At 64.8% G+C, this 26,597-nt stretch carries 28 protein-coding genes and 1 tRNA gene; 11 read left to right on the plus strand and 18 right to left on the minus strand.

All coding sequences use genetic code 11. The features are described 5' to 3' along the window. Positions 1 to 8: 8 nt before the first annotated feature. Positions 9 to 818 (minus strand): hypothetical protein, encoded by an 810-nt coding sequence (locus tag ACEQZ0_RS12915; RefSeq protein WP_370191349.1) that lies wholly within the window; start codon positions 816 to 818, stop codon positions 9 to 11. Positions 819 to 884: 66 nt separating this feature from the next. Between ACEQZ0_RS12915 and ACEQZ0_RS12920 the strand changes: the two genes are divergently transcribed. Continuing rightward, positions 885 to 1,607 (plus strand): hypothetical protein, encoded by a 723-nt coding sequence (locus ACEQZ0_RS12920; protein WP_370191350.1) that lies wholly within the window; start codon positions 885 to 887, stop codon positions 1,605 to 1,607. On the opposite strand, the gene mmsB is transcribed toward ACEQZ0_RS12920, so the two are convergent. The 9 genes from mmsB to ACEQZ0_RS12965 all read right to left on the minus strand — a co-directional run bounded on the left by mmsB (position 1,594) and on the right by ACEQZ0_RS12965 (position 8,591). Beyond that, entirely contained in the window at positions 1,594 to 2,460 is an 867-nt protein-coding gene (mmsB, locus tag ACEQZ0_RS12925) for a 3-hydroxyisobutyrate dehydrogenase (protein WP_370191351.1), read from the minus strand. The two genes, ACEQZ0_RS12920 and mmsB, sit on opposite strands and share 14 nt — an antisense overlap. Beyond that, positions 2,457 to 2,714 carry a hypothetical protein gene (locus ACEQZ0_RS12930; protein WP_370191352.1) on the minus strand — a complete coding sequence of 86 codons (258 nt, stop codon included), beginning with the start codon at positions 2,712 to 2,714 and terminating at the stop codon, positions 2,457 to 2,459. The genes mmsB and ACEQZ0_RS12930 overlap by 4 nt, the downstream gene beginning before the upstream one ends. Beyond that, positions 2,711 to 3,493 (minus strand): enoyl-CoA hydratase-related protein, encoded by a 783-nt coding sequence (locus tag ACEQZ0_RS12935; RefSeq protein ID WP_370191353.1) that lies wholly within the window; start codon positions 3,491 to 3,493, stop codon positions 2,711 to 2,713. Before ACEQZ0_RS12935 ends, ACEQZ0_RS12930 begins: the two co-directional genes overlap by 4 nt. Beyond that, a complete protein-coding gene (locus tag ACEQZ0_RS12940) occupies positions 3,490 to 4,536 on the minus strand; it encodes an enoyl-CoA hydratase/isomerase family protein (protein ID WP_370191355.1) in 1,047 nt (348 codons plus the stop codon). Before ACEQZ0_RS12940 ends, ACEQZ0_RS12935 begins: the two co-directional genes overlap by 4 nt. A gap of 147 nt (positions 4,537 to 4,683) precedes the next feature. Continuing rightward, complete coding sequence (locus tag ACEQZ0_RS12945; protein WP_370191356.1) at positions 4,684 to 5,838, minus strand: acyl-CoA dehydrogenase family protein; 1,155 nt, start codon at positions 5,836 to 5,838, stop codon at positions 4,684 to 4,686. Between the two features lie 48 nt (positions 5,839 to 5,886). Next, the gene (locus ACEQZ0_RS12950) at positions 5,887 to 6,273 is read right to left on the minus strand and encodes a RidA family protein (RefSeq protein ID WP_370191358.1); all 387 of its coding nucleotides are present in this window, start codon (positions 6,271 to 6,273) and stop codon (positions 5,887 to 5,889) included. Then, the gene (locus ACEQZ0_RS12955; protein ID WP_370191360.1) at positions 6,270 to 6,569 is read right to left on the minus strand and encodes an I78 family peptidase inhibitor; all 300 of its coding nucleotides are present in this window, start codon (positions 6,567 to 6,569) and stop codon (positions 6,270 to 6,272) included. The genes ACEQZ0_RS12950 and ACEQZ0_RS12955 overlap by 4 nt, the downstream gene beginning before the upstream one ends. A 10-nt stretch (positions 6,570 to 6,579) precedes the next feature. Further along, positions 6,580 to 7,047: a hypothetical protein gene (locus tag ACEQZ0_RS12960; RefSeq protein ID WP_370191361.1), complete on the minus strand. Its 468-nt coding sequence runs from the start codon at positions 7,045 to 7,047 to the stop codon at positions 6,580 to 6,582. 47 nt (positions 7,048 to 7,094) lie between these two features. Next, positions 7,095 to 8,591 carry a CoA-acylating methylmalonate-semialdehyde dehydrogenase gene (locus ACEQZ0_RS12965; protein ID WP_370191363.1) on the minus strand — a complete coding sequence of 499 codons (1,497 nt, stop codon included), beginning with the start codon at positions 8,589 to 8,591 and terminating at the stop codon, positions 7,095 to 7,097. A gap of 312 nt (positions 8,592 to 8,903) precedes the next feature. On the opposite strand from ACEQZ0_RS12965, the gene ACEQZ0_RS12970 reads away from it, so the two are divergent. The 4 genes from ACEQZ0_RS12970 to ACEQZ0_RS12985 are packed head-to-tail and all read left to right on the plus strand — an operon-like array spanning position 8,904 to position 10,963. Beyond that, entirely contained in the window at positions 8,904 to 9,143 is a 240-nt protein-coding gene (locus ACEQZ0_RS12970; RefSeq protein ID WP_370191365.1) for a hypothetical protein, read from the plus strand. Continuing rightward, on the plus strand, positions 9,140 to 9,841 hold the full coding sequence (gene gntA / locus ACEQZ0_RS12975; protein WP_370191367.1) for a guanitoxin biosynthesis heme-dependent pre-guanitoxin N-hydroxylase GntA: 702 nt from the start codon (positions 9,140 to 9,142) through the stop codon (positions 9,839 to 9,841). Before ACEQZ0_RS12970 ends, gntA begins: the two co-directional genes overlap by 4 nt. After that, positions 9,799 to 10,425: a DUF1989 domain-containing protein gene (locus tag ACEQZ0_RS12980; RefSeq protein WP_370191368.1), complete on the plus strand. Its 627-nt coding sequence runs from the start codon at positions 9,799 to 9,801 to the stop codon at positions 10,423 to 10,425. The genes gntA and ACEQZ0_RS12980 overlap by 43 nt, the downstream gene beginning before the upstream one ends. Continuing rightward, entirely contained in the window at positions 10,418 to 10,963 is a 546-nt protein-coding gene (locus tag ACEQZ0_RS12985; protein ID WP_370191370.1) for a DUF421 domain-containing protein, read from the plus strand. The genes ACEQZ0_RS12980 and ACEQZ0_RS12985 overlap by 8 nt, the downstream gene beginning before the upstream one ends. 25 nt (positions 10,964 to 10,988) lie before the next feature. Here ACEQZ0_RS12985 and ligD read toward each other — a convergent pair whose 3' ends face one another. Both ligD and ACEQZ0_RS12995 read right to left on the minus strand, forming a co-directional pair. Continuing rightward, positions 10,989 to 13,514 carry a DNA ligase D gene (gene ligD, locus ACEQZ0_RS12990; RefSeq protein WP_370191372.1) on the minus strand — a complete coding sequence of 842 codons (2,526 nt, stop codon included), beginning with the start codon at positions 13,512 to 13,514 and terminating at the stop codon, positions 10,989 to 10,991. Further along, a complete protein-coding gene (locus ACEQZ0_RS12995) occupies positions 13,514 to 14,359 on the minus strand; it encodes a Ku protein (protein WP_370191373.1) in 846 nt (281 codons plus the stop codon). The genes ligD and ACEQZ0_RS12995 overlap by 1 nt, the downstream gene beginning before the upstream one ends. Positions 14,360 to 14,472: 113 nt before the next feature. Here ACEQZ0_RS12995 and ACEQZ0_RS13000 point away from each other — a divergent pair. Beyond that, positions 14,473 to 14,546: transfer RNA gene (locus ACEQZ0_RS13000), tRNA-Gly, on the plus strand. A 23-nt stretch (positions 14,547 to 14,569) separates the two neighbouring features. Here ACEQZ0_RS13000 and ACEQZ0_RS13005 read toward each other — a convergent pair. After that, a complete protein-coding gene (locus ACEQZ0_RS13005; protein WP_370191374.1) occupies positions 14,570 to 15,643 on the minus strand; it encodes a PLP-dependent cysteine synthase family protein in 1,074 nt (357 codons plus the stop codon). 65 nt (positions 15,644 to 15,708) lie between these two features. After that, positions 15,709 to 16,503: an SDR family oxidoreductase gene (locus ACEQZ0_RS13010; RefSeq protein ID WP_370191376.1), complete on the minus strand. Its 795-nt coding sequence runs from the start codon at positions 16,501 to 16,503 to the stop codon at positions 15,709 to 15,711. Between the two features lie 81 nt (positions 16,504 to 16,584). On the opposite strand from ACEQZ0_RS13010, the gene ACEQZ0_RS13015 reads away from it, so the two are divergent. From ACEQZ0_RS13015 to ACEQZ0_RS13030, 4 genes are all read left to right on the plus strand, one after another. Then, positions 16,585 to 17,148 (plus strand): hypothetical protein, encoded by a 564-nt coding sequence (locus ACEQZ0_RS13015; RefSeq protein WP_370191378.1) that lies wholly within the window; start codon positions 16,585 to 16,587, stop codon positions 17,146 to 17,148. A gap of 88 nt (positions 17,149 to 17,236) precedes the next feature. Further along, positions 17,237 to 17,698: a Dps family protein gene (locus ACEQZ0_RS13020; protein WP_370191380.1), complete on the plus strand. Its 462-nt coding sequence runs from the start codon at positions 17,237 to 17,239 to the stop codon at positions 17,696 to 17,698. A 75-nt stretch (positions 17,699 to 17,773) separates the two neighbouring features. Continuing rightward, the gene (locus ACEQZ0_RS13025; RefSeq protein WP_370191381.1) at positions 17,774 to 18,394 is read left to right on the plus strand and encodes a 6-phosphogluconolactonase; all 621 of its coding nucleotides are present in this window, start codon (positions 17,774 to 17,776) and stop codon (positions 18,392 to 18,394) included. Continuing rightward, positions 18,382 to 18,852 carry an NUDIX domain-containing protein gene (locus ACEQZ0_RS13030; protein ID WP_370191383.1) on the plus strand — a complete coding sequence of 157 codons (471 nt, stop codon included), beginning with the start codon at positions 18,382 to 18,384 and terminating at the stop codon, positions 18,850 to 18,852. Before ACEQZ0_RS13025 ends, ACEQZ0_RS13030 begins: the two co-directional genes overlap by 13 nt. Here the strand turns inward: ACEQZ0_RS13030 and dinB are convergent. After that, entirely contained in the window at positions 18,849 to 19,964 is a 1,116-nt protein-coding gene (gene dinB, locus ACEQZ0_RS13035; protein ID WP_370191385.1) for a DNA polymerase IV, read from the minus strand. The genes ACEQZ0_RS13030 and dinB overlap by 4 nt on opposite strands. 65 nt (positions 19,965 to 20,029) lie before the next feature. Between dinB and ACEQZ0_RS13040 the strand changes: the two genes are divergently transcribed. Further along, complete coding sequence (locus ACEQZ0_RS13040; RefSeq protein WP_370191387.1) at positions 20,030 to 21,298, plus strand: multidrug effflux MFS transporter; 1,269 nt, start codon at positions 20,030 to 20,032, stop codon at positions 21,296 to 21,298. Here the strand turns inward: ACEQZ0_RS13040 and ACEQZ0_RS13045 are convergent. From ACEQZ0_RS13045 to ACEQZ0_RS13055, 3 genes are all read right to left on the minus strand, one after another. Continuing rightward, a complete protein-coding gene (locus tag ACEQZ0_RS13045) occupies positions 21,295 to 22,920 on the minus strand; it encodes an MFS transporter (RefSeq protein ID WP_370191388.1) in 1,626 nt (541 codons plus the stop codon). The genes ACEQZ0_RS13040 and ACEQZ0_RS13045 overlap by 4 nt on opposite strands. A 17-nt stretch (positions 22,921 to 22,937) precedes the next feature. Further along, entirely contained in the window at positions 22,938 to 24,485 is a 1,548-nt protein-coding gene (locus tag ACEQZ0_RS13050; RefSeq protein ID WP_370191390.1) for an acyl-CoA carboxylase subunit beta, read from the minus strand. A gap of 107 nt (positions 24,486 to 24,592) precedes the next feature. Further along, positions 24,593 to 26,464, minus strand: coding sequence for a biotin carboxylase N-terminal domain-containing protein (locus ACEQZ0_RS13055; protein WP_370191392.1), 1,872 nt, complete (start codon positions 26,462 to 26,464; stop codon positions 24,593 to 24,595). Positions 26,465 to 26,597: the final 133 nt, after the last annotated feature.

Consider the following 26,597-nt stretch of genomic DNA (forward strand, 5'->3'; position numbering starts at 1 on the left):
GAGCGTCGTCAGGCCGTGGCGAGCCGCTTGGTCAGCAGCTTTTCGGTCACCTGGAAGGTGCGTTCATTGTCGACGTCGATGGCGCAATAGCCATGGTCCATTTCCAGCGGGACCAGCTTGAAGCCGAAGCGGCGCGAAACCTGGGCGAAGAGCTTCTCCTTGGTCCCCCAGCCAAGGAAGAAGCGGATCAGATTGACCACGCCGAAGGCCTTGGCGATGCGGCTCGGGAATTTCACGAACTGCCCGCCGCCGCGCATGATCTCGGCTGCCGAGAGCGCCTCGGCGTTCCCGATCCAGTATGCGTTGCAGTTCGAATAGCCGCCGTCGGAGAATTCGTAGAACTTCTTCTGACCTTCGGGATCGGCGGCGATGACGTCTTCCTTGCGCGCCAATGCCGCGGCGGCCCCGGCTTGGCTGGCGATCGCCTTGTCGGCGAATTCGGTGAAATCCTCGGGCAGCCACAGGCAGTTGTCCGCAGTGGTGATGAGGATGGGATAGCCGGCACCCTCGGCCCCGGCGAAGACGCTGTCGACGAGGTTGAAGGCACCGGGCCTGAACACCAGCCGCCCTTGCTCGACCAGCCTGGCGATCGAGGGGATCGCGGCAATCTCGTCGGGCTCGTGCGCGACCACGCGGATTTCACCGATGCGCGGGCTTGCGGCGACATTCATCACCACGCGCTCGATCATCGGCATGCCGCCGACCGGAACCACGCATTTCTGGGCCACGCCTGCGCGCTCGGCGAGCGGGTCGAGCACACCCGAACGCTTGCCCGCCATGATGAGCGCGGTGACCTTGCCATCGTTTTCGGTAGTCATGGCCGCGCAAATAGAGACGAATGCGGCGGTTGTCACTCTCCCGCCGCTCGGGCACGGCAAGCAGCCATGCGGATTATCTTTTCTCGCAAGGGGTTCGACAGCTCTTCGGGGGGCGGTCCCTCGCCGATCGTCGCGGGGCGTCCGGTCAGCCTGCCGATCCCGGCCGGTGCGGCCTCGCGCACGACCTATGGCGATCTCGGGCTGGGCGAACACGCGTGCAAGGCCAGCCGGGGACGGTTCGGCGCGCGCGACCTGTGCCATCACGACCCGATGTTCCTTGCCGACGGAACCTGCCTGTTCGGCCAATGCGGCGCGGCACAGACGCATCTCGCCAACCGCGGGGTCGGGCTGGGGGACGTGTTTCTCTTCTTCGGCCTGTTCCGCGCGGATGGCGGCGATCCGCACCACCGCATCTTCGGCTATCTCGAGGTCGAGGAGCGTATCGACCTGACCCGCGCCGTACCGAGGCATCTGGTCGAGCGCGGCCACCCGCATGCGCTCGCGCTCCATGCCGGCAACGATGTGGTCTATGCCGGGCGCGGGAGGCAGGCCGCGAGCGCAAGCGACGCGCTGCGGCTGAGTGTGCCGGGCGGGCCGCCCTCGCTATGGAAGCGGCCCGCATGGCTCGCGCAGGGAGGGCTCAGCTATCACGACCGGCCCGAACGCTGGCTGCGCGGCGGCAGGCTGAAGAGCGTCGCGCGCGGTCAGGAATTCGTCGCCGATATCGGCCGCCGGAAAGCCCCGCGCGAATGGCTTGCGCGCGTTTTGGACGAGATCAGAGCGTCTTGATGATCGCGCTGAAGTCGAGGCCCGCATTGTCCTCGGCGAACTGTTCGTAAAGCTCCTTGGCGTGGCGACCGAGCGGGGTGGAGGCATCCGCCGTTTCCGCCGCTTCCATCGCGAGCCGGAGGTCCTTGAGCATCAGCCCCGTGGCGAAGCCGCCCTGGTAGTCCTTGTCCGCCGGACTCTCGACGCCGACGCCGGGCATCGGCGTGTAGGCGTTCAAGGACCAGCAATAGCCCGAGGACTGGCTGGAAATTTCGTAGAACTTCTGAGGGTCGAGGCCGAGCTTTTCGGCCATCTTCATCGCTTCGGCGGTGCCGATCATCGAAATGGCGAGCAGCATGTTGTTGCAGATCTTGGCGGTCTGGCCCGCGCCCGCATCGCCCGCGTGGATCACCGCCTTGCCCATCGCCTGCAGCACTTGCTCGGCGCGCTTGAACGCTTTCTCGGTCCCGCCAACCATGAAGGTCAGCGTGCCGCCATTGGCCGCCGCGATTCCGCCCGAAACGGGAGCGTCGACCATGTCGTATCCGGCAGCTTCGGCCTTGGCGATCACTTCCTTCGCGGTGGCCACGTCGATGGTCGAGCAGTCGAGCAGGACTGCGCCTTCGGGTGCCTTGCCGATCACGCTGCCTTCGTAGACCGCTTTCACGATCCCGCCATTGGGGAGCATCGTCACGACACCATCTACGCCCTGCACGGCTTCGGCTGCATCGGTGAAGGTCGCGCAGCCGTTGTCCTTGGCAGTCGCAAGCGCTTCTTCCGAAAGGTCGAAGGCGTTCACCTCGTGCCCCGCCTTAACGAGGTTCGCGGCCATCCCGCCGCCCATATTGCCGAGGCCGATGAAGGCGAGTTTCATAAAGCACCTATTTCGCTGAGAAATCCGTAGCCGCCGAGGAATAGCATCGACGGGCCAAAAAGTGTGATCATGATTAGCTGGAACGTTTGCAGCCAGCGGTCAAATCTTGTGAGCGGCAGCGGCTCGTCGCCAGTCGCCTTCAGGATGCCAGCTTCGAGTAGGCTGATACTCTCCGCATGCCGGTTTCGCCAACCAACAAAGGCCAGCCAACAAAACAGGAGGCCGACAAGAAATAGGCCCAGGGCGAAAATCACCGCCCCTTCCACTTACCCTCGCGCTTCTCGACGAAGGCGGCCATGCCTTCCTGCTTGTCCTCGCTCGCGGCGAGGATCTGGAAGATGCGGCGTTCGATCACCAGGCCCTGATCGAGGCTGGTCTCGAATGCGGCGTTGACCATTTCCTTGTTCGCAATCGCGGCCATCGGCGGCATGGAGGCGATCTGCGCAGCGGTCTTCATCGCTTCGTCGAGCAGGTCGTCATGCGGCACGACGCGCGCGACGAGGTTGCTGCGCTCGGCTTCCTCGGCACCCATCATGCGGCCCGTCAGGCACATTTCCATCGCCTTCGACTTGCCCACTGCCTTGGTCAGCCGCTGCGAGCCGCCCATGCCCGGGGCAACGCCGAGCTTGATCTCGGGCTGGCCGAACTTGGCGTTTTCGCTGGCGATAATGAAATCGGCCATCATCGCGAGTTCGCACCCGCCGCCGAGCGCGAAGCCGTTGACCGCGGCGATCCACGGCTTGCGGGTCTTCTTGACGATCTCGCTGGTCCAGGGGCTGAAGAAATCGTCCAGATAGAAGTCCGCCGCTTCCTTCTCGCTCATTTCCTTGATGTCGGCGCCGGCGGCGAAGGCTTTGTCGCCCGAACCGGTCAGCACCGCGCAGAGCTGGCTGGCATCGGCCTGGTAGGCGGCGAAGGCCTCGATCAGTTCCTCGAGCACCTTGCTGTTGAGCGCGTTCAGCGCCTTGGGGCGATTGAGGGTGATCAGCGTGACCGCATCGCGCTGTTCGACGGTGATGGTTTCGAAGCTCATAGGGGTTTCCATTCCTCGTCTGCGGGAAGCGGGGCGAAGATGCTGTCGAGCAGTTCCTCGCTCACGCCCTCTGGCGTTGCCGGATCCCATTTGGGGTCGTTGGTCTTGTCGACGATCACCGCGCGCACGCCCTCGGCAAAGTCGGGCCGGGTCAGGACGCGTGATGCGATGCGGTATTCCATGACCATGTTGTCGGCGAAACTGTCGAGCTTCTCGCTCTCGGCCAGCTGGCGCAACGCGACCTTGCAGGTCTGCGGGCTCTTGCTGCGCAGCGTAGCCAGTTCCTTCGCCGCCCATTCGCCGTCCTCGACCTCGAGGCTGGCGAGGATATCCTCGTAGCGATCGGAGGCGAAATGCTTCTTGATACGCTCGGCATTGGCCTCGATCCGCGCGGGCGGAGGGGTGGTCGACAGTTCGGACAGGATGCCCGCGATCCGCTCGGGATGCTCGACAATCCGCGCCTTGGCTTCCGCCAGCTTGTCGCTCGGCAGGTAATGCGTGGCGATGCCCGCCCACAGGCATTCCGCCCCGTCGAGCCGTGCGCCGGTCAATGCGAGAAACTGCCCGAGCCGGCCGCCGAGCCGCGAAAGGTGCCAGCCGCCGCCCACATCGGGAAACAGGCCGATCCCCGTTTCGGGCATGGCGAAGCGCGTGTTCTCGGTCGCGACGCGGTATTTGCATGGCAGCGCAATGCCCACGCCGCCGCCCATGGTGATGCCGTCCATGAAGGCCACGATGGGCTTGCCGTATTCGAACATCTGGTGGTTGAGCTGGTATTCGTCGTGGAAGAAGGCGCGGCCCGACGCGCCGCCATCGTTGAGCGCGGAGTGGCGCAGCAGGTTGATGTCTCCGCCGGCGCAGAAGCCGCGACCCTCTGCGTGGTCGAGGATCACCGCCTTCACGCCATCGTCGCCCGCCCAATCGGTCAGCGCCGCGCTCATCGCGTGGCACATGTCGAGCGTCAGCGCGTGCAGCGCCTTGGGGCGGTTGAGCGAGATATGGCCCGCGCAGCCGTGGGAGTGGATATGGACATTATCGGTCATCGTGGGAACTCTCGTCGGGTGACGGGGCGCTTTTGTCGAGGCGTTTCAGAATCTTGTGGCCGTAGTACCAGCACAGGACAACGAGGATCAGCAGAAGGACGACGATCACCGAGACGCCGTCCAGAATATCGCTGAGTCTTTCCGCGATCACTGGCGCAGCATCTCCCGCCCGACGATCATCCGCATGACCTGGTTGGTGCCTTCGAGGATCGAATGCACGCGCAGGTCGCGCCAGAAACGCTCGATCGGATATTCCTTGAGATAGCCGTAGCCGCCGAACAGTTGCAGCGCGTCGTTCACGATCTTGCTGCCGCTGTCTGTCGCCAGCCGCTTGGCCATGGCCGAGAATTTGCTCTTGTCGGGCGCGTTATCGGTGACCTTGGCTGCGGCGAGATAGAGCAGCGCGCGCGCCGCCTCGAGATCGGTCGCCATGTCGGCCAGCATGAACTGGGTGTTCTGGAAGTCGGCGATCGGCGTGCCGAACTGCTGGCGTTCCTTGGTGTATTTGACCGCCTCGTCGAGGCATCGCTGGGCGCCGCCCAACGAGCAGGCACCGATATTGAGGCGCCCGCCGTCGAGACCCATCATGGCGAAGCGGAAGCCTTCGCCCTCGTCGCCAACGCGGTTGGCCACGGGTACACGGGCATCCTCGAAGATCACCTGCGCGGTCGGGCTGGCGTTCCAGCCGAGCTTCTTTTCGGGTTTGCCGAAGGACACGCCCGGCGTGTCCTTGTCGATCACCAGGCAGGTAATGCCCTTGGTCTTGTGGTCCGAAGTGCGAACCATGGTGACGTAGACGTCGTTGAAGCCGCCGCCCGAGATGAACTGCTTCGTGCCGTTGAGCACATAGTGATCGCCATCCAGCCGGGCGCTGGTCTTGAGACCCGCCGCGTCCGAGCCGCTGCCTGGTTCGGTCAGCGCATAGCTGGCGATCTTTTCCATCGTTACGAGGTCGGGCAGGTACTTGTCCTTGACCTCCTGCCCGCCGAAGCGGTCGATCATCCAGGCGGCCATGTTGTGGATCGAGATATAGGCGCTGGTCGCGGGGCAGCCATAGGCCATCGCTTCAATGATCAGCGCCGCCTCGAGCCGGCCGAGCCCGATGCCGCCCGATTCCTCGCTGACGTAGATCGCCCCGAAGCCGAGTTCCGCGCTCTGCTTGATCACATCGCGCGGGAAGTGGCTCTTCTCGTCCCACTCGGCGGCGAAGGGGGTGATGGTGTCGGCGGTGAAGCGCTGCGCCATGTCCTGGATCTGCAGCTGTTCTTCGGTGAGCTGGAATTGTCCTGCATTCGTAGTCATGGCGCGCGCTCTAGCGTTGCCGGTAACGCTAGGGAAGGGGCGAGGCGGTCATTCGGGGACAATCGCCTCGGCCTCGATCTCGACCTTCCATTCCTCGCGGCACAGCCAGGCGACCCCGGCCATGGTCGCAGCGGGCCGGGCCTCGCCCATAAAACGGGCGTGGACGGCGCCCACCGCGTCCTGGTCCGCCGGATCGGTCAGCAGCATGCGCGTGCGCACCACGTCGCGCGCGTTGCCGCCGAGCTGCTCGATCGCGCGCAGAATGAGGACGAAGCAGCGCTCCGCCTGTGCAGCGGCATCGCCAGGAGTGGAGGACCCGTCGTCCTCGACCGGGCCGGTTCCGGCAACGGTAATGCGATTACCCTCGCGCACTGCGCGGGCGAAACCGAACTGCGCTTCGTAGGGCGAGCCGGTAAAGGCGTGGCGGCGGCTCACCCGCAGGTGATCTCGGTGATCTTGCTGTTTTCGTCGTATTTCACATTCACGCGATCGGCACGGTATTCCATCGTCCAGACCGAGTTCGGAGGCCCCCAGCGCAGGGTGGTGGCTCCGCTGTCCTTGAGGATCGCGGCGCCCATCTGCGCCGTGGCGTCATGGCCGATATGGTATTGGGCGGGGGCCGCGTCGCAGCCGCCGTCAGCGGGAGGCGCAGGCGGCGCTTCGCCGTCGGCATTCGCCGTGGTGCAGGCGGCAAGGGGAAGGGCGGTCAGGAGTGCAAGCAGGGGGCGCATGGCATTTTCCTCAACTATCGCATCGTTTAAGCGGAATCGGCTCGAACTGCTCCTCGTCGACCGATCGCGGCGTGAGTATGGTGCCGTTTTCGCTGAGCGTAAACTGGCGCACCATCTGCCAGCGTTCGCCCTCGCCTTCCATCGCGAGCGAAACGACGATGCGGGCCGGATCGTCGATTTCGACTCGGGTCACTTCGCCTCGCGCTTCGTAGAAACCGATAGACTTGGGAGCGACTTCGAGACGCAGGTCGGACTGGGGATCGCAGGTGCCCCGGACGCTGTCCCACGTGCCATGGAAGGCTTCGGGAATTTCCTCGGCGAGCGTTGGTTGGGGTAGAGGTTTCGCCCCGTCGCCGATCCCGCCGTCGGGCTCGACCGGGATGGCCGTTTCCCCGTCCCGCGAGGATTGGGCGTCCTCAGCCGGGCCCGAGCAGGCGGCCAGCAGCAGGATCGCGGCGGAGGGGAAGAGGAGGCGCATCGATATCTCCTTGAAAACGCCTCCTTCCAACGCCCCGCGACCGATTGTTATCCCATCGTCGGAATAACGAAGGCGTTTGACCCGTCGCCGCCGCCATCGGGCCAGCGCTGGGTGACCTTCTTGGCCTTGGTCCAGAACTTGAGGCCTTCCATGCCATACTGGTCGATGTCGCCGAAGCCCGAGCGTTTCCACCCGCCGAAGCTGTGATAGCTCACCGGGACGGGGATCGGTACGTTGATGCCGACCATGCCGACATTGACGCGATGCGCGAATTCGCGCGCGGCATGACCGTTGCGGGTGAAGATGGCGACGCCATTGCCATACTGGTGCTCGCTCGGCAGGCGCACGGCGTCCTCGAAATCCTTCGCGCGCACGATCTGGAGGACGGGGCCGAAGATTTCTTCCTTGTAGCTTTCCATGTCGGTGGTGACGCGGTCGAGCAGTGTCGGGCCGACGAAAAAGCCGTTCTCATGCCCCTGCAGGCTGAAACCGCGGCCGTCGATCACGACTTCGGCGCCTTCCTTCTCGGCAGTGTCGATCCAGCTTTCGACGCGCGCCTTGTGCTCGGGCGTGACGACCGGGCCGTAATGCGCATCGGGATCGTTCGAGACACCGACGCGCAGGGCGTTGATCGCGGGGATCAGCTTTTCGCGCAATTTGTCGGCAGTATCCTCGCCCACGGGGACCACGACCGGCAGCGCCATGCAGCGCTCGCCCGCCGAACCGAAGGCCGCACCGGCAAGATCGTTCACCACCTGGTCGAGATCGGCGTCGGGCATGACGATGCCGTGGTTCTTCGCACCGCCGAAAGCCTGCACGCGCTTGGCATTCGCGGTTCCGCGCGAATAGATGTATTGCGCGATGTCCGACGAGCCGACGAAACTGACCGCCGGGATGTCGGGATGATCGAGGATCGCGTCGACCATCTCCTTGTCGCCGTGGACGACCTGGAGAAGTCCTTCGGGGGCGCCTGCCTCGACGAACAGCTCGGCGAGGCGGACCGGAACGCTGGGATCGCGTTCGGAGGGCTTGAGGATGAAGGCGTTACCCGCCGCGATCGCCATGCCGAACATCCACATCGGGATCATCGCGGGGAAGTTGAACGGGGTGATGCCCGCACCGATGCCGAGCGGCTGGCGCATCGAATAGACGTCGATGCCGGGGCCTGCGCCTTGCGTGTATTCGCCCTTCAGCGCCTGCGGGATGCCGCAGGCGAACTCGATCACCTCGAGCCCGCGCTGCACATCGCCATGCGCATCCTCGACCACCTTGCCGTGCTCGCTCGACAGCAGCTCGGCGAGTTCCTGCTTGTGCGTCTCGACCAGCTCCTTGAACTTGAACATGACGCGCGCACGCCGCTGCGGATTGGTCGCCGCCCACTCGGGCTGGACCTTCTTCGCCGCATCGACCGCCCGCTGCAGCAGCGCAGCATCGCCGAGAGCGACCTCGGCCTGCACTTCGCCCGTCGACGGGTTCCAGATCTTGTGGGTGCGATTGGCGGAACCGCCCGTTCCGCCGACGATGAAATGGTCAACCTGACGCATCGGAAAAATCCTCTCTTTCGTTGGCAACGGCCCATACGCGCGCAAGGTCCGAAATCAACCGCTAAGGGGACGAATTGCCGTTCCGCAGATGGGGGAAGGGCGTTCCGGCAAAGTGAATTCCGGTTCGGGCGAGAATTCGGGATTGTTCTCACCCGGCGAAGCTTTCGACTGAAAATACAAGCGATTCGCGGATCGATTATCCCGATAGCGCGTTGGGCCGAGGCAATGGGACAGGTTTCGCGGCGGCCGCAGGCGGCCGGGCGACTTCATTCCCGCCGCGCCCAGTTTCCAGTTAAAGCCTCGAGGTGATCGGTGTTTACACAGCTCAATCCACCGCTTCCGGTGCTGGTGACCGACAGGGGCAAGGGACTTGCCTTTGCCGTGATCGATTATGGGGTGGAGCATAATTTGATCTGGGTGACCGCGCTCGACCGGTCGGGCGAAATCTGGTGCGCGCCCAATCCGAAGGTCCGCCTGCAGGCGAACTGGACGATGGGGCGGGACAGGGATCCGGCCCACGATCCCGACAAGAGAGAGGAAATTGCGCAATGAAAGCGGGCGTTCTGGCGGTCGAGGACGATCTGGCCGAGGAAATCGAGGCGCAGTTCCGTGCGCATATCGCCGATGCGGCCTTCCCCTGCGTGGGCGCGAAATCGGCGCAGGCGCGCGACATGCTCGAAGTGCTCGTCGCCTTCGACATGCGGAGCGCGTGGGACGATCTGCGCATCCACGATAAGCTGCTCGAATGGGCCGAACGCTATCGCAGCGACCCCGAAGGGCTGCGCAGCATGGCGGTGGTCTTCCAGCAGCCCGGTGAAATCGACGAAACGGAATTCGAAAGCCTGTTGTGGGAGCGGCTGCAATCCTTCGCCGAAAAGGACAATTGGCTGGGCCAGCCCTATGATCCCAAGGTCAGCTCCGACCCCGATCATCCGCATTTCTCGCTGAGCTTCGGCGGGCAGGCCTATTTCGTCGTCGGACTGGGCCCGCAAGCCTCGCGGCCCGCACGGCGGTTTTCCTATCCGGTGATGGTCTTCAACCTCCACGACCAGTTCGAGACGCTGCGTGCCGACGGACGCTACGAGCGCATGCGCGAGGCGATCCTCGAACGCGATCGCAAGCTGGCAGGCGACATCAATCCGATGCTGGCGCGGCACGGTGAGAGCAGCGAGGCGCGGCAATACAGCGGCAGGGCCGTGGGCGCGGAATGGACCTGCCCCTTCCGCGATCCGCGAGCGAGCGCATCGTGAAGCGTATCGAACCGCGTAGCGGGGTGGCCTTCGAACTGCCCAAGGGAGCCCTGCTCTCCGTCGTCGATCCGCAGGGGCGCCAGGTCTCGGATATGGTGGCTTATAATGCGCAGGATGTGCGCGAGGTGATCTCCAACGGCCGCACGTTCGATTACGAGGAAACGATCCATCTGAGCACGGGCAGCCGCCTATGGTCGAACCGCTCGGAGCCGATGCTGACGATCCTGGAGGACAGCGTTGGACGGCACGACTTCCTTTTGACGCCCTGTTCGAGCGATACCTTCCGCCATTTCTATCCTGACAAACCCGTCCATCGCGGATGTTTCGGTAATCTCGCCGAGGCACTCGCCCCCTATGGTATCGAACCCGACCAGATCCCCACGGCCTTCAATATCTTCATGAATGTGCCGGTCGCAGGTGACAGCGGCCGGATCACGGTCGAACCGCCGCGCAGCCGCGCGGGCGACCGCATCGTGCTGCGCGCGGAAATGGACCTGATTATCGGGCTGACTGCCTGTTCGGCCTACGATTCGAACGGCGGGACATTCAAGCCGATCGATTACGAGGTGAATGCAGGTGGCTGATGCGTTCAACCTGTGGTCCGACTGGCCCCGGTCGGTGGAAATCGCTGCGAATGCGGTGCTTTTCTACATTCTGATCGTCGTCATGGTCCGCATCGTCGGGAAACGGACGACGAGCCAGCTCAACAATTTCGACTGGATCATCAATGTCGCGGTGGGCAGTCTCGCGGCGAGCGGCATCCTGCTACGCAACGTCGCCAGTCTCGACGCGGTGATTGCCATCGCGGTTCTCGCCGCTTGTCAGTATCTCACGACCCATCTGGTCCAGCGCCATCCTGCGATAGCCAAGGTGGTCAAGGCAGAACCCACTCTGTTGACGCACAAGGGCCGCTTCCTGCGCGATGCGATGCGGCGTACGCGGATTTCCGAGCAGGAAATCAAGATGGCGCTGCGCCGCAACGGCATCACCGAACCGGCGGGTGCAAACTGGGTGGTGCTCGAAACCAATGGCGAATTGACGGTCATTCCGCGGCAGGACGTCGATTGGGACGGGGCGGAAGCCTTGTCCGATGTACGGGCGCCTGCAGACATCGCGGACTGACTTCCGGCCGGTGCAGCGGCCCGGCCTAAAGATCGGGCAGGCGCTGCTGGGCGAAACCCCATCCGTGGAGCGATTTCGAGCCCGCACGGTCGATCAGACGTTTCGCATCGTCGATCGTGAAGGGGTGGGCGTGCTCCATCTCCTTCAGCTCGTTCCACGTGATCGGAACTGCCACCGGCGCGCCGGGTCGGGCGCGGGCGGAATAAGGCAGAACCGCAGTCGAACCGCGCTGGTTGCGCAGCCAGTCGATGAAAATCTTCCCCTTGCGCTTGGCCTTGCTCATCGTCGCGGTAAAGCGGTCGGGCTCGGCGAGGCTCAGCGCCTCGGCGAAGCGGCGCGCGAAATCCTTGTGTGCGTCCCATGAATGCCCGCGCTCGAGCGGGACGACGACATGCACCCCCTTGCCGCCCGAGAGCATGGCGAAGCTGACGAGGCCGAGATCGGACAGGCGCGAGCGAATATCGCGCGCGGCCTGCTTGACCTCGTCGAAACCGAGCCCCTCGTCGGGATCGAGGTCGAAGATCATCCGGTCGGGCAGTTCGACTTCGTCGCTGCGCGATGCCCAGCCATGGAATTCGATCGTCCCCATCTGCACGCATTGGAGGATGCCGCGCGCGTCTTCGATGAAGAGATAATCCTCCATTCCGCCGTCCTTTTCGCGGATCGGAACATGGTGCACCGCATCGCCCAGGCTTCCGCTGTCGTGCTTCTGGAAGAAGCATTTCTTCGCGCGGCCCTGCGGACACCGGACCAGGCTGATCGGGCGCCGCGCGGCATGGGGCAGCATGATCGGCGCGACGGCGGCGTAATAGTCGGCAAGCTCGCCCTTGGTCTGGCCGCTGTCGGGGAAGACCACGCGCTCGCGGCTGGAGATTTCGACCTCCTCCTCGGCCTTTGGGGTGGATGCGGACGCCTCGGGCGTCACTGCCTGCGCCGGTTTGTCGCCGCGCAGGCCGAGATAGCTCGCATGGCGCACATTCCCCTCGGCGGTGAATTCGGCAAAGGCCACCTCGGCGACCAGCTTGGGGGTCAGCCAGGTGACGCCGCGCGCGCTCGCCTTGTCGGTTTCGACCGGAGGGGTCTTGCGTTCGAGCCGCTTCATCTTTGCCGCAAGCTCGTCCATCTCGTCGGCGGTGAAGCCGGTGCCGACATTGCCCTTGTAGACCAGTGCCTCTCCATCGTGCTGGGCCAGCAGCAGCGAAGCGAAGGGGCGCCCCTTCGCCGAACTCTTCTTCCACCCGACCACGACAAATTCCTGGCGCCGCGTGCACTTCACCTTCACCCAGGCGCGGCTGCGCGCATGGCGATAGGGGGCGTCGATCTTCTTGGCGATGATCCCTTCCTGCCCTGCCTTGCACATCGCCTCGTAAAGCTGCTCGCCCGCGCCGAGCACGTGGTCGGCGACATGTACCGGTGGCTCCGCCCCAGCGAGCAGGGCCTCGAGCCGTTCCTTGCGCTCGATATTGGCGAGCGGCGCCAGATCTTCGCCATCGAGCTCGAGCAGGTCGAAAGCGTGGAAGGCGAGCCGGTCGCTGCCTGTCTGGCTGCCGCGCCCGCGCTTCAGCACCTTTTGCAGCGTCGAGAAATCGGGGTTGCCCTTGCCGTCATAGGCGACGATCTCGCCATCGATCAGGCACGCGGGCAGGTCGTGCGCGGCGAGCGCTTTGGCCAGCGGCGCGAACTTGTCGGTCCAGTCCTGACCGCTGCGGGTATAGATGCGGATCTCATTCCCCCTGGCGGCGACCATCGCGCGATAGCCGTCGAATTTGATCTCGTGCATCCAGCCGTTGCCGGCGGGCACATCGTCGACCAACGTTGCCAGTTGCGGCTTGCGGAATTTGGGCAGCGGGGCGGCCTTCCGGCGCTTGGGCCGGGCCTGGTTGGCATTGCGCGAGGATGCCTTGCGCATCTGCGCCATGAAGGCGTCGTCCTTCTTGCCCGCCAGCGGATATTCGCCCTGCTTGTCGGCCGCAATCTCGGCCATCGAGCGTCCGGTGAGCACACTCGTCAGCGCGCGTTCCACCAAGGCATCGCCTGTCTGTGCGTGATCGTCCTGCAATTTGCGCAGCAGCCAGTTCTCGCGCTTTTCGCCGGGCTTCTTCTTCAGCCGGACAAGCAGCCATTCACCCTTCATCCGCTCGCCTTCGAGCGTAAAATGGAGATGGCCTTCGTCGAGATCCTTCGCGCTCTTGCCCGCAATCGGCGCCCAGGTGCCGTGATCCCACAGCATCACCGTGCCGCCGCCATATTCACCCTTGGGGATGGTGCCTTCGAATTCGGCATAGGACAGGGGATGGTCTTCGGTCCGCACGGCGAGGCGCTTGATGTCGGGATCGGGCGAGGGACCCTTGGTCACCGCCCAGCTCTTGAGCACCCCGTCGACTTCCAGCCGCAGATCCCAGTGCAGTCGCGTGGCATCGTGCTTCTGGACGATGAAGAGGTTGCCCCCGGCGCTGCTTTGCGCCTGGCCCGCCGGCTCTGGCGTTTTGGCGAAATCGCGCTTGGCATTGTAGGTCGCCAGCGGATCGGCGGCTTTGCGCTGGGCCGCCATCAAGCGGATTTCTTGCGTTTGGACGAGGGTTTCGCGCCGGCGGACTTCTTGCCCTTTTCTTCCACCGACTGCTTGAGCGCGGCCATCAGATCGATGACGTTGGAGCCGCTCGCGTCGCCCGGCTCGTCGACATCCTCGATCACCGCCTTCTTGCTCTTCGATTTGGCCTTCTTGTCGATCAGTTTCTTGAGCGCGGCGCCATAGCGATCCTCGAATTCGCTGGCATCGAAGGGCGCACTCTTGTCCTCGATCAGCTTGGTGGCGAGATCGAGCAGCTCCTTCTTCGGCTTGGCCTCGTCGATGTCATGGAAGAACGCCTGCCCCTGGCGGACCTCGTCGGCATAGCGCAAAGTCTCGAGCAGCAGCCCCTTGCCGCAGGGCTTGATCGCTACCAGCTTCTCGCTCCCGCGCACCGAGAGCTGCCCCAGCGCGACTTTCTTCGCCTTGCGCAACGCCTCGCGCAGCACGATGAAGGCTTCCTCGGCGAGATCGTCCTTGGGCGCGACGTAATAGGGTTTCTCGAAATAGAGCGGATCGATCTCGCAGGCGTCGACGAACTGGACCAGCTCGAGCGTACGCTTGCTCTCGATCCGGACTGCCTCGATCTCGTCCTCGTCGAGCAGGACATAGTTGCCCTTGGAGATTTCATAGCCCTTGATGATTTCCTCGCGGTCGACCGGACCGATGCCGGGCACCACCTTTTCGTAGGAAATCCGCTTCCCACTGGGTTCGTGAATCTGGTTGAAGCGAATCTTGGCTCCCGATTTGGTAGCCGAGAAAATTTCCACCGGGATCGAGACGAGGGCCAGCCTGATTTGTCCCTGCCAGTAAGCGCGTGCTGCCATGAACCTTCCCTTCACGCGGATCAGCGCACGGGCAGCGCAAGCGTTCCTGAGCGCGCGCGGGACAATGCCATATTGACCGCTGCCGCAAGCTGGGGCAAGCGCGCCTGCGCTCCGCGGGTGTAGCTCAATGGTAGAGCAGCAGCTTCCCAAGCTGACGACGAGGGTTCGATTCCCTTCACCCGCTCCAGCGCTGCAAACGGCCGCTTCGGGTCAGCCCGCGGCGAAGGTGCCGGTGTCGAAGAAATGGGCGATCTTCTTGCGTTCGCAGGCAATGTCGAGACCCTTGGCCGCCAGCCAGCCATCGTCGAAGATCGTGTCGGCATAGCGCGCGCCGTCATCGCACAGGATCGAGACGATCGAGCCCGCGAGGCCGCGCTCGGCCATGTCGGCGGCGATCATGGCGCAGGCCCAGACATTGGTCCCGGTCGATCCTCCGCAGCGCCGCCCCAGTCGCTCGCTCACCTCGTGCGCGGCGGCAATCGAACAGGCGTCGGGGATCGCTTCCATCCGGTCGACCACGTCGGGCAGGAAGCTCGGCTCGACGCGCTGCCGGCCGATCCCCTCGATACAGCCCGACGGATGGTCGACGCGTTCGACCGAGCGATCGGTCCAGTGGCGGTGGAAGACCGACCCTTCGGGGTCGGCCACGCAGACGCGCGTATTGAATCGATTGTAGCGTGCGAAGCGGCCGATTGTGGCCGAGGTGCCGCCCGTTCCCGCCCCGCAGACGATCCATTGCGGCACCGGATGCGGCTCGCGCGCCATCTGGGCGAAGATCGATTCGGCGATGTTGTTGTTGGCCCGCCAGTCGGTCGCGCGTTCGGCATAGGTGAACTGGTCGATGTAATGCCCCCCCAGGTCGTCGGCGAGCGATTGCGCGGCCTCGTAGACTTCGGCCGGGCTGTCGACGAAATGGCATTCACCGCCGTAGAAGGCGATCGCGTCGATCTTCGCCTGCGCGGTGGACCTGGGGACGACCGCGATGAAGCGCAGGCCCAGCATACGCGCGAAATAGGCCTCCGAGACGGCGGTCGATCCGCTCGAAGCCTCGACCACCGGCGTGCCTTCGCAGATCCAGCCATTGCACAGGCCGTAGAGGAATAACGAGCGCGCCAGCCGGTGCTTGAGGCTGCCGGTGGGGTGGCTCGACTCGTCCTTCAGATAGATGGCGATATCGGGCAGGGCAGGGACCGGTAACGGCAGCAGGTGCGTGTCGGCGGACCGGTTGAAGTCCGCCTCGATCCGCCCGATCGCCCAGCTCACCCATTCGCGCTTCGTCGTCATGCGGCCCTTCTATCGTGCCTGCGGGAGAGGGAAAGGCCCATGGGCCGAGCTATCCTGCGATGCACCTATTTCGGCGGCATCCGGATCGCTCCGTCGAGGCGGAACTGGTGGCCGTTGAGATAGCTGTTGCGCGCGATCTCGAGGATAAGCGAGGCGAACTCCTCGGGGTGGCCGAGCCGCTTGGGGAAGGGGACCGAGGCGTTGAGCTGGTCCCACATCTGCGGATTGCGATCCTTCATGCCGAGCATCAGCGGCGTGGCGAAGATCCCGGGCATGACCGAATTTACGCGGATGCCGATATCCATCAGGTCGCGCGCCATCGGCAGCACCAGCCCGTTCACCCCGGCCTTGCAGCTGCCGTAGATGACCTGGCCGATCTGCCCGTCCTGCGCCGCGACGCTGGCGGTGAGCGTGATGCAGCCGCGCTCGCCGTCTTCGTTGAGCGGATCGGAGTTGGCCATGCCGAGGGCAGAGTGGCTGGCGATGCGGTAGGAGGCGACGAGGATGCCCTGTGCCCCGAAGGAATAGTCCTCGGTCGAAAGCCGCTTGTAGCCCCCGCTCTCCTTGTCCCAGCCGAGCGTCTTGCCGCGGCGGCTGGTCATCGCGCAATGCACCGTTACGCGCTCCTGACCATGCGCCGCGCGCGCGGCCTCGAAGCCGTCGACGACGGATTGTTCGTCGGTGATGTCGACCCGTGCGAAAGTGCCGCCGATGGCCTTGGCATGCGCTTCGCCGGCTTCTTCGTTGACGTCGAAGATGGTGACCTTGAGCCCGGCTTCCGCCAGCGCCTGCGCGCTCGCCTTGCCGAGCCCCGACGCACCGCCGGTGACGACCGCGGCCATACCTGGTTGAAGCTTCATTTCCGTCTCCCCTGTTCGATTCTCTCACGCCCGTGCTATCGCAGGGCGGTCGACGCACCAAACGTGATCGGAGGGAAAAGCGTGACGTCACTGCTGTTCGCAATGGTCGCCAGCTTTCTCACCGCTCAGGGCGCGCGTGACCAGCTGCTCGTTGCGCGCCTGGCGGAACGGCTCGGCGCTTCGGCCAGCCTGCTGGTGCTGGGTCTCGTGACTTCGGCCGCATCGGCCTTTTGCGCAGCCTGGTTCGGTGCGCGCCTCGCCCAGACCATGTCGGAAAGCGCCGCGACGATGTTCGTGGCCATCGCGCTGCTGCTCGCGGCTTTCGAATGCGCCTGGCCCAACCGCGAAAAAGCCCCGCAGGAACCGACCCGTTCGCTGGGCGCGATCGCCATCGTTCTCTTCGCCAGGCAGCTGACCGATGCCTCGCGCTTTCTCGTTGCCGCCTTCGCGGTGGTGTTCGCCGGCTGGCCATTGGCGGGGCTGGGAGGCGCACTCGGCGGCGGGGCCGCGGTTGCTCTCGGGTGGACGATGGCGGGTGCGCTCGAGCGCAAGCTACCTCTACGCGGCCTGCGCCTGGTGCTTGCGGCAATCCTCTTCTTGCTGGCGGTGCTTACCGGACTGAGCGCGCGCGGCATCATCGGTTAATTCGATAACAGAAAGTCTCGATAATCGAGAAACCGATAGTTGGAGTTTTCGTTGGTCTGGTGAAAGCCAGCTAACGAAAGGGAATATCATGGCCACTGTCGGCGACAATTCGAAAACAGCCCTCGTGGGATCGCTCAACGGGGCGCTGGCGGATACGGTCGCGCTCTATTTCAAGACCAAGAACTTCCACTGGCACGTCGCGGGCCCGCGCTTTCGCGACCTGCACCTGCTGTTCGACGAACAGGCGGCGCAGCTGATCGGCACCGTCGATGCGATCGGCGAGCGCGTCCGCAAGAACGACGAGTTCACGCTGACCTCGATCGGCAGCGTGGGCAAGCAGACGCGCATCGCGGACCAGGACGACGTCACGCTGACCGCCGATGCGATGGTAGCGGAACTGCGCGACGACAACCGCAAGCTGCACGAGCGGCTGGGCGAAGTGAAGGAGGCTGCGGAAGAGGTTGGCGACAATGCGACCAGCGGGGTCGTCGACGACTGGATCGACCAGTGCGAGGAACGCATCTGGTTCCTCAACCAGGCTAGCAAGTGAACGCATAGCTATGCGCACTCAGCGCTCGGGCCGCCTTTCCCCTTGGGGTTGGGCGGCCCTGGTGTATCAGGGGGCATGGATAACCTTACGATCTTAGAGAACTGCAGTGACGCCGCGATTGCCGACTGGCTGGCGGCACGGCTGAGCGACGCGATGGCGCAGGATGGGGGGCCGGTGACGATCACCGTTCCAGGCGGATCGACTCCATTTCCGATCATCGAGGCGTTGCTCGAGCACGACATCGACTGGACCCGGTTGGTCGTGTGGCCCGGCGACGACCGCGTGGTTCCCGAGGATCATCCCGCCTCCAATACCGGGAAGCTGCGCGACCTGTTCGAGCCGGTGGGGGCGGAGGTCGTTACCCTCAGTGAAATGGAAGCTATTCCGCACTTCGCGCTGGCCTGGCTGGGCATGGGCGCCGACGGGCATATCGCTTCGCTGTTCCCCAACACCGATCCGCAGATCGACGACCCGCAACAGATCGTACGCCTGACGCCCGATCCCTTGCCGCCCGAAGCGCCGTTCGACCGGATCAGCTTGACCATTCCCGCACTGCTCTCGAGCGATGCGCTCGTTTTCGTCATCCGCGGCGCAGACAAGCGTGCGGTGTTCGATCGTGCCGTTGCGGGTAACAGCGATCTTCCGGTTGCGCGGCTGCTCGGCGCAGCTACACAACCGGTGACATGCTTCGCCTGATCCCCAAGAGCCTGCACCGCCAGGCACTGAAGATCGCCCATCGCGGGCGTCACCATTGGCGGCGGCTACGGGGCAAGACGGGCGATGGCGTCAGCGTGATCGGTCGAGACTTCGATGGCCAGATCTTGCTTGTGCGCCACAGCTACGGTCCTCCGGGATGGTATTTCCCCGGCGGCGGCGTCGGTCGCCGCGAGAGTCCCGAGGATGCGGCCAGACGCGAACTGTGCGAAGAAGCGGGTTGCGTGATCGAGGGACTGACGCTGGTCGGCGTGATCGAGGAAGAGCTGTCGGGCGCGCCTCACCGTGCGCATATCTTCGACGGGACGGTCAATTGCATGCCGCGGGCCGATGGCCGCGAGGTCGTCGAAGCCCGCTTCTTCCCGACGCATTCGCTACCCGAGCCGCTCAGTCCGCGGACGAGGGCGCGGCTCGAGCTGTGGCGGGCACGCAAGAGCTAAAGCAGAGAGAGCTGGGCGTCGGGGCGCGGCGCCTCGCGCGCGCCGCCTTCGAGCTTCGACAGCGTCAGCCCCATTAGCCGGATCGGCATCGGCAGCGGGAGCACCTCTTCGAGCAGCGCCCGGCCGATCGCGGCGAATTCCTGCTTGTCCGCGATCGGCCGGTCGACTGTTTTCGCGCGGCTGAAGATCTGGAAGTCGGTGTATTTCATTTTCAGTGTCACCGTGCGCCCCCTGGCCTCTGCGCGTTCGATATAGCCCCAGACGATGTCGATGATGTCCTCCATCGTCTCGCGCAACTCGCTGCCCGAGGACAGGTCGCGGCTGAAGGTCCGCTCGCCACCCACCGACTTGCGTATGCGGCTCGACCTGACCGGCCTCAGGTCGATTCCGCGCGCGGCGCGGTAGAGATAGTCGGCGAAGCTTCCGAAATGGGCGCGCAGCCAGGCGATGTCCTTCTGCGCCAGATCGCCGCCGGTCTCGATACCCAGCCGCGCCATCTTTTCCGCGCCCTTCGGGCCGACCCCGTGAAATCGCCGGATCGGCAGCGCCGCGACGAATTGCGCACCTTCGCCCGGGCGGATGACGCACATCCCGTCGGGCTTGTTCTGATCGCTGGCGATCTTGGCGAGGAACTTGTTGTAGCTGACTCCGGCACTGGCGGTCAGCTGGGTCTTGGCGCGGATCTCCTGTCGGATCAGCTCGGCGATGCGCGTCGCGCTGCCGATGCCGAGCTTGTCTTCGGTGACATCGAGATAGGCTTCGTCGAGGCTCAGCGGTTCGACGAGGTCGGTGTGATGGCGGAAGATTGCGCGGATCTGCTGGCTGACCTCGCGGTAGACGTCGAAACGGCTCTTGCAGAAGACGAGGTCGGGGCACAGGCGCTTGGCGGTGACCGAGGGCATGGCGCTGCGCACGCCGAACCTGCGCGCCTCGTAGCTGGCCGCTGCCACGACGCCGCGCCCGCTTGATCCGCCGACCGCGACCGGCTTGCCACGCAGTTCGGGATTGTCGCGCTGTTCGACGCTGGCGAAGAAGGCGTCCATGTCGACATGGATGATCTTGCGCAGGCCATCGGCCTCGCCATCCTCATCCGTGTCTTTCGCGTCACTCATCGCTGCTCAAGATAGACGGACGGGTTGCAAAGCGGAACCTTGTCCGTCACCTGCTATTTGTGCAGATGCGAAGGGAATCCCTGGCCGGCGGCGAACGCCCGATAGCCGAAGCCGCCCATGGCCAGCGGATCGGCGAGCGCGAGCTGATCTGGATGATGGCGCTTCTGATGGCCTGCAATGCCTTCGGAATCGACTCGATCCTGCCCGCGCTCGACCACCTGGCGACAACCCTCGGGGCGGAAGGCAATTCGCGCCAATTCGTGGTCGGTGTCTACTTGCTCGCGGCCGGTTTCGGGACGCTGGTCCCGGGCGCTTTCGCCGATCGCTACGGTAGGCGGCCCGTGCTGTTCACCGCGCTTGCCTTCTACATCGTACTCTCGCTTGCCTGCGCTGCGGTCACCAGCTTCCCGCAGATGATCGCCCTGCGCGCGCTGCAGGGCTTCTTCGCCGCCGGGATCATCGCGCTCCCGCCCGCGATCATCCGCGACCGGGTAGGCGGGGACAAGATGGCGCGGATGATGAGCCTCATCTTCGTCATCTTCCTGCTCGTGCCCGCGGTCGCGCCGAGCATCGGGCAGGGCGTGCTCCTGCTGCTGGGGAATTGGCGGTGGATTTTCGTCGCAATGGCACTGCTTGGCTGCGTGATGGGCGCCTGGGTCTATTTCCGCTTGCCCGAAACGCTGCACGAGGAAGACCGGCAGGAGATCAATGTCGCGGTCATTGCGCGTAACATGCGCAGCGCGGTCACGCTGCGCTCGACCATCGGTTATACATTGGCCAGCGCACTGGTCTTCGGCGGGCTGTTCGGTTTCATCAATTCCTCGCAGCAGTTGATCGGCGAGGCCTTCGGCGCGGGCGAGATGTTCCCGCTGCTGTTCGCCATATGCGCCGGCTGCATGGCGATCGCCAATTGGTCGAACAGCCGCATCGTCGAGCGCGTGGGCGCACGGCGGGTCAGCCATACCGCGCTGTTCCTGTTCATTCTGGTGGCGGGGATGCAGCTGTGGTTCGCCAGCCGCCCCGACGAAACGCTGTGGACCTTCGTGCCGCTGATGGCCGCCAATATGAGCCTGCTCGGCTTCATCGGGGCGAACTTCGGCTCGATCGCGATGCAGCCGTTTCGGCATATCGCCGGTGCGGCCTCCTCCGCACAGAGTTTCCTGAGGATGACCACGGGCGCACTGCTCGGCGCGGGGATCGGCTATGCCTATGACGGCACCGCCCGGCCGCTGGCGTTGGCGCTGCTGGTGACGGCCACGACCAGCCTGCTTTTCGTGCTCTATTCGGAACGCGGCTCGCTCTTCGGTCCGCCCGAGCCCGACGGGGAAGACTAGCTTGCGTCCGCGCGCCTGTGATGGACCGAGCGCCTGAATGTCTCGGGCAGGAACAGCAGCCCGACTACCAGGCTCAGCACCGCGACCCCGACGGGATACCACAGCCCCGCATAGATATCGCCCGTCGCTGCGACCATGGCGAAGGCGATCGTCGGCAGGAAGCCGCCGAACCATCCGTTGCCGATATGGTAGGGCAAGCTCATCGCGGTGTAGCGGATGCGGGCACTGAACAGCTCGACCAGCAAAGCGGCGATCGGGCCGTAGACCATGGTGACGAGCAGCACGAGCGCGGTGAGGATGGCGACGACCATGGGCTTGTCGATCTGCGCCGGGTCGGCCTTGGCGGGATAGCCTGCGGCCTCGACCGCTTCGATTAGCGAACCCGAGGACGCGCCGGGTGTGATCTCATAGCTTTCGTCGCCAACCGTCACCACGGCGTTGCGGTCGTATGTGCCGTCCTCGTTTGTATAAGGCACGCCGGCCTTGGCCAGCGCCGATTTGGCGATATCGCAGCCGGTGGTATCGAACTTGGTCTTGCCGATGGGATCGAACTGGACCGAACAGCTTTCCGGATTGGCGTGTACCACCACCGGCGCGCGCGCCTGCGCTTCGGCCAGCGCCGGGTTAGCGGCCCCGGTGAGCGCGCCGAACAGCGGAAAATAGGTCAGCGCGGCGAGCGCCAGCCCGCCCATGATGATCGGCTTGCGCCCCACGCGGTCGGACAGCCAGCCGAAGAACAGGAAGAAGGGCGTGCCGATGGCGAGGGCGATGGCGATCAGCACATTGGCCGTGCCGCCATCGACCTTGAGCACTTTCTCGAGGTAGAACAGCGCGTAGAACTGGCCGGTGTACCAGACCACCGCCTGCCCCGCGACCGCGCCAAGCAGCGCGACGAGCACCCATTTGAGGTTGCCCCAGCGGCCGAAGGCCTCGGACAGCGGCGCCTTCGAGGTTTCGCCTTCCTCCTTCATCGCCTGGTAGACGGGGCTTTCGGCCAGCTGCAGGCGGATCCACAGCGATACGCCGAGCAGGATCGCCGACAGCAGGAAGGGCACGCGCCAGCCCCAGTCGGCGAAGGCGTCCTCGCCCATCCAGGTCCTGAGGCCGATGACCACCAGCAGCGCCGCGAAGAGGCCGAGCGTGGCGGTGGTCTGGATGAAGCTGGTGTAGAAGCCGCGCTTCCCCTCAGGGGCATGCTCGGCGACATAGATCGCCGCGCCGCCATATTCGCCGCCCAGCGCGAGCCCCTGCAACAGGCGCAGGCCGACGAGCAGCAGCGGCGCGGCGACGCCGATACTGGCATAGCTCGGCAAGAGCCCCACCGCGAAGGTCGAGAGGCCCATCAGCCCCATCGTCACCAGGAAGGTGTATTTGCGCCCGACGAGGTCGCCCACGCGGCCGAAGACCAGCGCGCCGAAGGGGCGCACGGCGAAGCCCGCGGCGAAGGCGCCCAATGCGAGGATGAAGGCGGTGGTGTCGTTGACGCCCGAGAAGAACTGCGCCGAGATGATCGTCGCAAGGAGGCCGTAGAGGTAGAAATCATACCATTCGAACACCGTCCCCAAGGACGATGCGATGATGACCTTGCGATGCGACTGCGCAGGTATGGCGGTGTCTGGCATGAATTCCCCCCGCCGCCTTACTCGCTCGCCAGCTTCCTCCATGCAAGCCCTGCAAATTCGCACAGCAGCGGACGAGTGTCGCGCGGGTCGATGATGTCCTCGACATTGAAGCGCTCGGCGCTGCGGAATGGCGAGGTGACCTTGTCGAGCCGCGCGCGGATTGCCGCGAGCTCCGCCGCCGGGTCCTCTGCCGCTTCGAGTTCGGACTTGTAGGCGACCTCGAGCCCACCCGCGATCGGCAGGCTGCCCCAGTCGCCCGAAGGCCAGCAATAGCGGTACTGGTATTTCTCGGCATTGCTCATCGCGCTGCCGGCAATGCCATAGGCGCGGCGCAGCACCACGCTGGCGAGCGGGACGCTGGCCTTGTAGACCGCGTTCATCGCCTGCACACCATAGCGGATCGTGCCCGCCATTTCGGCCTCGCGCCCGATCATGAACCCCGGATTGTCGACTAGGTGGACTACGGGCAAACGGAACTGGTCGGCCAGCTTGACGAAGCGCTCGACCTTCTCGCTCGTCTTCGCGTCCCAGCTTCCGCCGAGGTAGGAGGGGTCGGAGGCGAGCACCATGACCGGCCAGCCGTCGAGCCTAGCCAGCGCGGTGATGCAGGCGCGGCCCCACATGCGGCCGATCTCGAACACCGTGCCCTGATCGAACACCATCTCCATGCAGCGGCGCATCGAATAGACCTGCTTCTCCTCGCGCGGGACGAGGTCCAGCAGCGCGTCCTCGCGGCGATGGACCGGATCGGTGCAGTGCGAGCGCCGGGCGAGCTGGCCGACATGCTCGGGCATGAAGGAGAGGAAATGTCGGGCGCGGGCAAAGGCCTCGGCTTCGCTCGAAACCTCGTCGTCGACCACGCCATTGCGCGTGTGGATGCCGCTGCCGCCCAGATCTTCCTTGGCTTGGCTGTGGTCGCTCGAGCCCTTGTAGCTATCGCCAAGCCCGTCGACCACGGCTGGGCCGGCGGCGAAGATCTGGCTGAGGCCCTTGACCATGATCGAATAGTGGCTGGCGGCGACCCTCGCTGCGCCGAGCCCGGCGGTCGGGCCGAGCGCGAGGGCGACAACCGGCACCGTATCGAGATTGGTCACCACATCCGACCAGCCGGGTACCGCAGGGATATAGGTCGCGCCGATCATTTCGAGCGTCTTGACGCTGCCTCCGCCGCCGGTGCCGTCGATCATGCGGATGATGGGCAGCTTGAGTTCGTGCGCCATTTTCTCGGCCTGCACCATCTTGCGGGAAATCCCCGCATCGGCCGCGCCGCCGCGTATGGTGAAATCGTCTGCCGTCGCGACGACCGGGCGCCCATTGACCAGCGCCTTGCCGAACAGGAACGGGGCGGGAAGGACACCCGTGAGATTGCCATCCTCGTCATAGGAGCCCTTGCCGGCGATCTTGCCGATTTCGCGGAAACTGCCATCGTCGCACAGCGCCGCGAGCCGCGCGCGGGCATCCATCTTGCCGCGCGAATGCTGGCGTGAGACCTTCTCGGGCCCGCCCATCTGCTCGGCGAGCGCCTCGCGCTGGCGCAGTTCCTCGAGTTCCTTTTCCCAGCCCAAACGCCCCTCCCGTCATTGCGAGGCGCCGCAGGCGCCGCGGCAATCCAGAACGCTCCGGGACTGGATTGCTTCGCTACGCTCGCAATGACAGGGAAGTTTGTGAAGCCTTATTCTTCTTTGGGCTCGACAACCGCCAGCACCGCCTCGACCTGCACTTGCGCGCCTTCGGAAGCGGAAAGCTCGGTCACCGTCCCGTCGAAAGGCGCGGTGAGCGCGTGTTCCATCTTCATCGCCTCGAGCACCATCAGCCGCTGACCCGCGGTGACCGCATCGCCCTTTGCGACATCGACCGCGATGACCTTGCCCGGCATCGGCGCGAGGATTGCCCCGTCGGCGGCGGCTCCGGCGCCTGTTCCGCGCGACTGCCGCTCGAAAACGAAGCTCTGGCCGTCGGCGAAGACCACCGCGCGGTCGGGGTCGACGAAGCCGGTTGCATGGCTTTCGGCGTACGAACGCGCAGCCTGAATGCTGCGCGTTTCGCCCTTGTGGGTGAGCACCGCATTGAGAACGCCAGGCGCATTGAGGCGCAGGCCGATCGGCAGATCGTCGTGCTCTTCCGTCTCGGCCAGTGCGACGAAGTCGGCAGCGGTCTGCCAGATCTCGGCATCCGCCTCATCGGACGAAACGAGACCGTCGAGTTTGGTTTCGATGAAGCCGGTGTCGAGATTGGCTTCCTCGAAGTCCTCGTCGCGCAGGCAATTGGCAATGAATGCCGCGTTGGTCCTCACCGGCCATATCTCGACGCTTTCAGCAATATCGGCGAGCTGGTCGATCGCCTCGGCGCGGGTCTCGCCCCAGACGACGAGTTTGGCGACCATCGGGTCATAGAAGGGCGAGATCATGTCGCCTTCTTCGACGCCGGTCTCGATTCGGCCTTCGACGCCGAGGTCGAAATGCTCGAGCCGCCCGGTCGAAGGCAGGAATCCGCCGGCCGGGTCTTCGGCATAGAGGCGTGCCTCGATCGAATGGCCGTCGATGAAGAGTTCGTCCTGCGTGGCCGGGATCGGCTCGCCGCTCGCAACGCGCAGCTGCCATTCGACGAGGTCCACCCCGGTGATCTCCTCGGTCACCGGGTGTTCGACCTGCAGCCGCGTGTTCATTTCCATGAAGAAGATGCGGTCGGCGCGCAGGCCTTCGCTGGCGTCGGCGATGAATTCGATCGTGCCCGCGCCCTCGTAATCGACCGCCTTGGCTGCGCGCACGGCGGCGGCGCAGATTTCCTCGCGCGTTGCCTCGTCCATGCCGGGGGCGGGGGCTTCCTCGATCACCTTCTGGTGGCGGCGCTGCAAGGAACAATCGCGTTCGAACAGATGGACGACATTGCCGCGGCTGTCGCCGAAGACCTGCACCTCGATATGGCGGGGCGAGGTGATCCACTTTTCGAGCAGCACCTCGTCATTGGAGAAGCTGGCCTTGGCCTCGCGCCGGCAGCTTTCAAGGCTCGCTTCGAAGTCCGCTGCCGCATCGACCTTGCGCATGCCCTTGCCGCCGCCGCCCGCGACCGCCTTGATCAGCACAGGATAGCCGATGGCGTCGGCCTCTTTCTTGAGGCGCTCGACCGACTGGTCCTCGCCCTCGTAACCGGGGGTGACGGGCACGCCCGCCTCGCGCATCAGCTTCTTGGCCGCATCCTTCAGGCCCATCGCCTCGATGCTGGAGGGCTTGGGACCGACCCAGATCAGTCCGGCATCGATCACCGCCTGCGCGAAGCCCGCGTTCTCGGACAGGAAACCGTAACCCGGATGGATCGCCTCCGCGCCGCTGTCCTTGGCTGCTGCAATGATCTTTTCGCCGACAAGGTAGCTCTCGGCAGCGGGCGAGGGGCCGATATGAACCGCCTCGTCGGCAGAGCGTACATGCAGCGCCTTGGCATCGGCGTCCGAATAGACCGCGACGGTCGCGATCCCCATTTCGCGCGCGGTGCGGATGATGCGGCAGGCGATTTCGCCGCGATTGGCAATCAGGAGTTTCGAGATCATGCGGGTGCCGCTAACCCATTTTTCAAGTCATTGCGAGCGGTAGGCGAAGCAATCCCGCACCAGCCTTCTCGGCTCTCGGCACGCTTGGATGCTGGATTGCCGCGTCGGCCCTGCGTGCTTTCTCGCACTGACT

This window comes from Qipengyuania sp., from assembly GCF_964227205.1.
Classification (GTDB): domain Bacteria; phylum Pseudomonadota; class Alphaproteobacteria; order Sphingomonadales; family Sphingomonadaceae; genus Qipengyuania.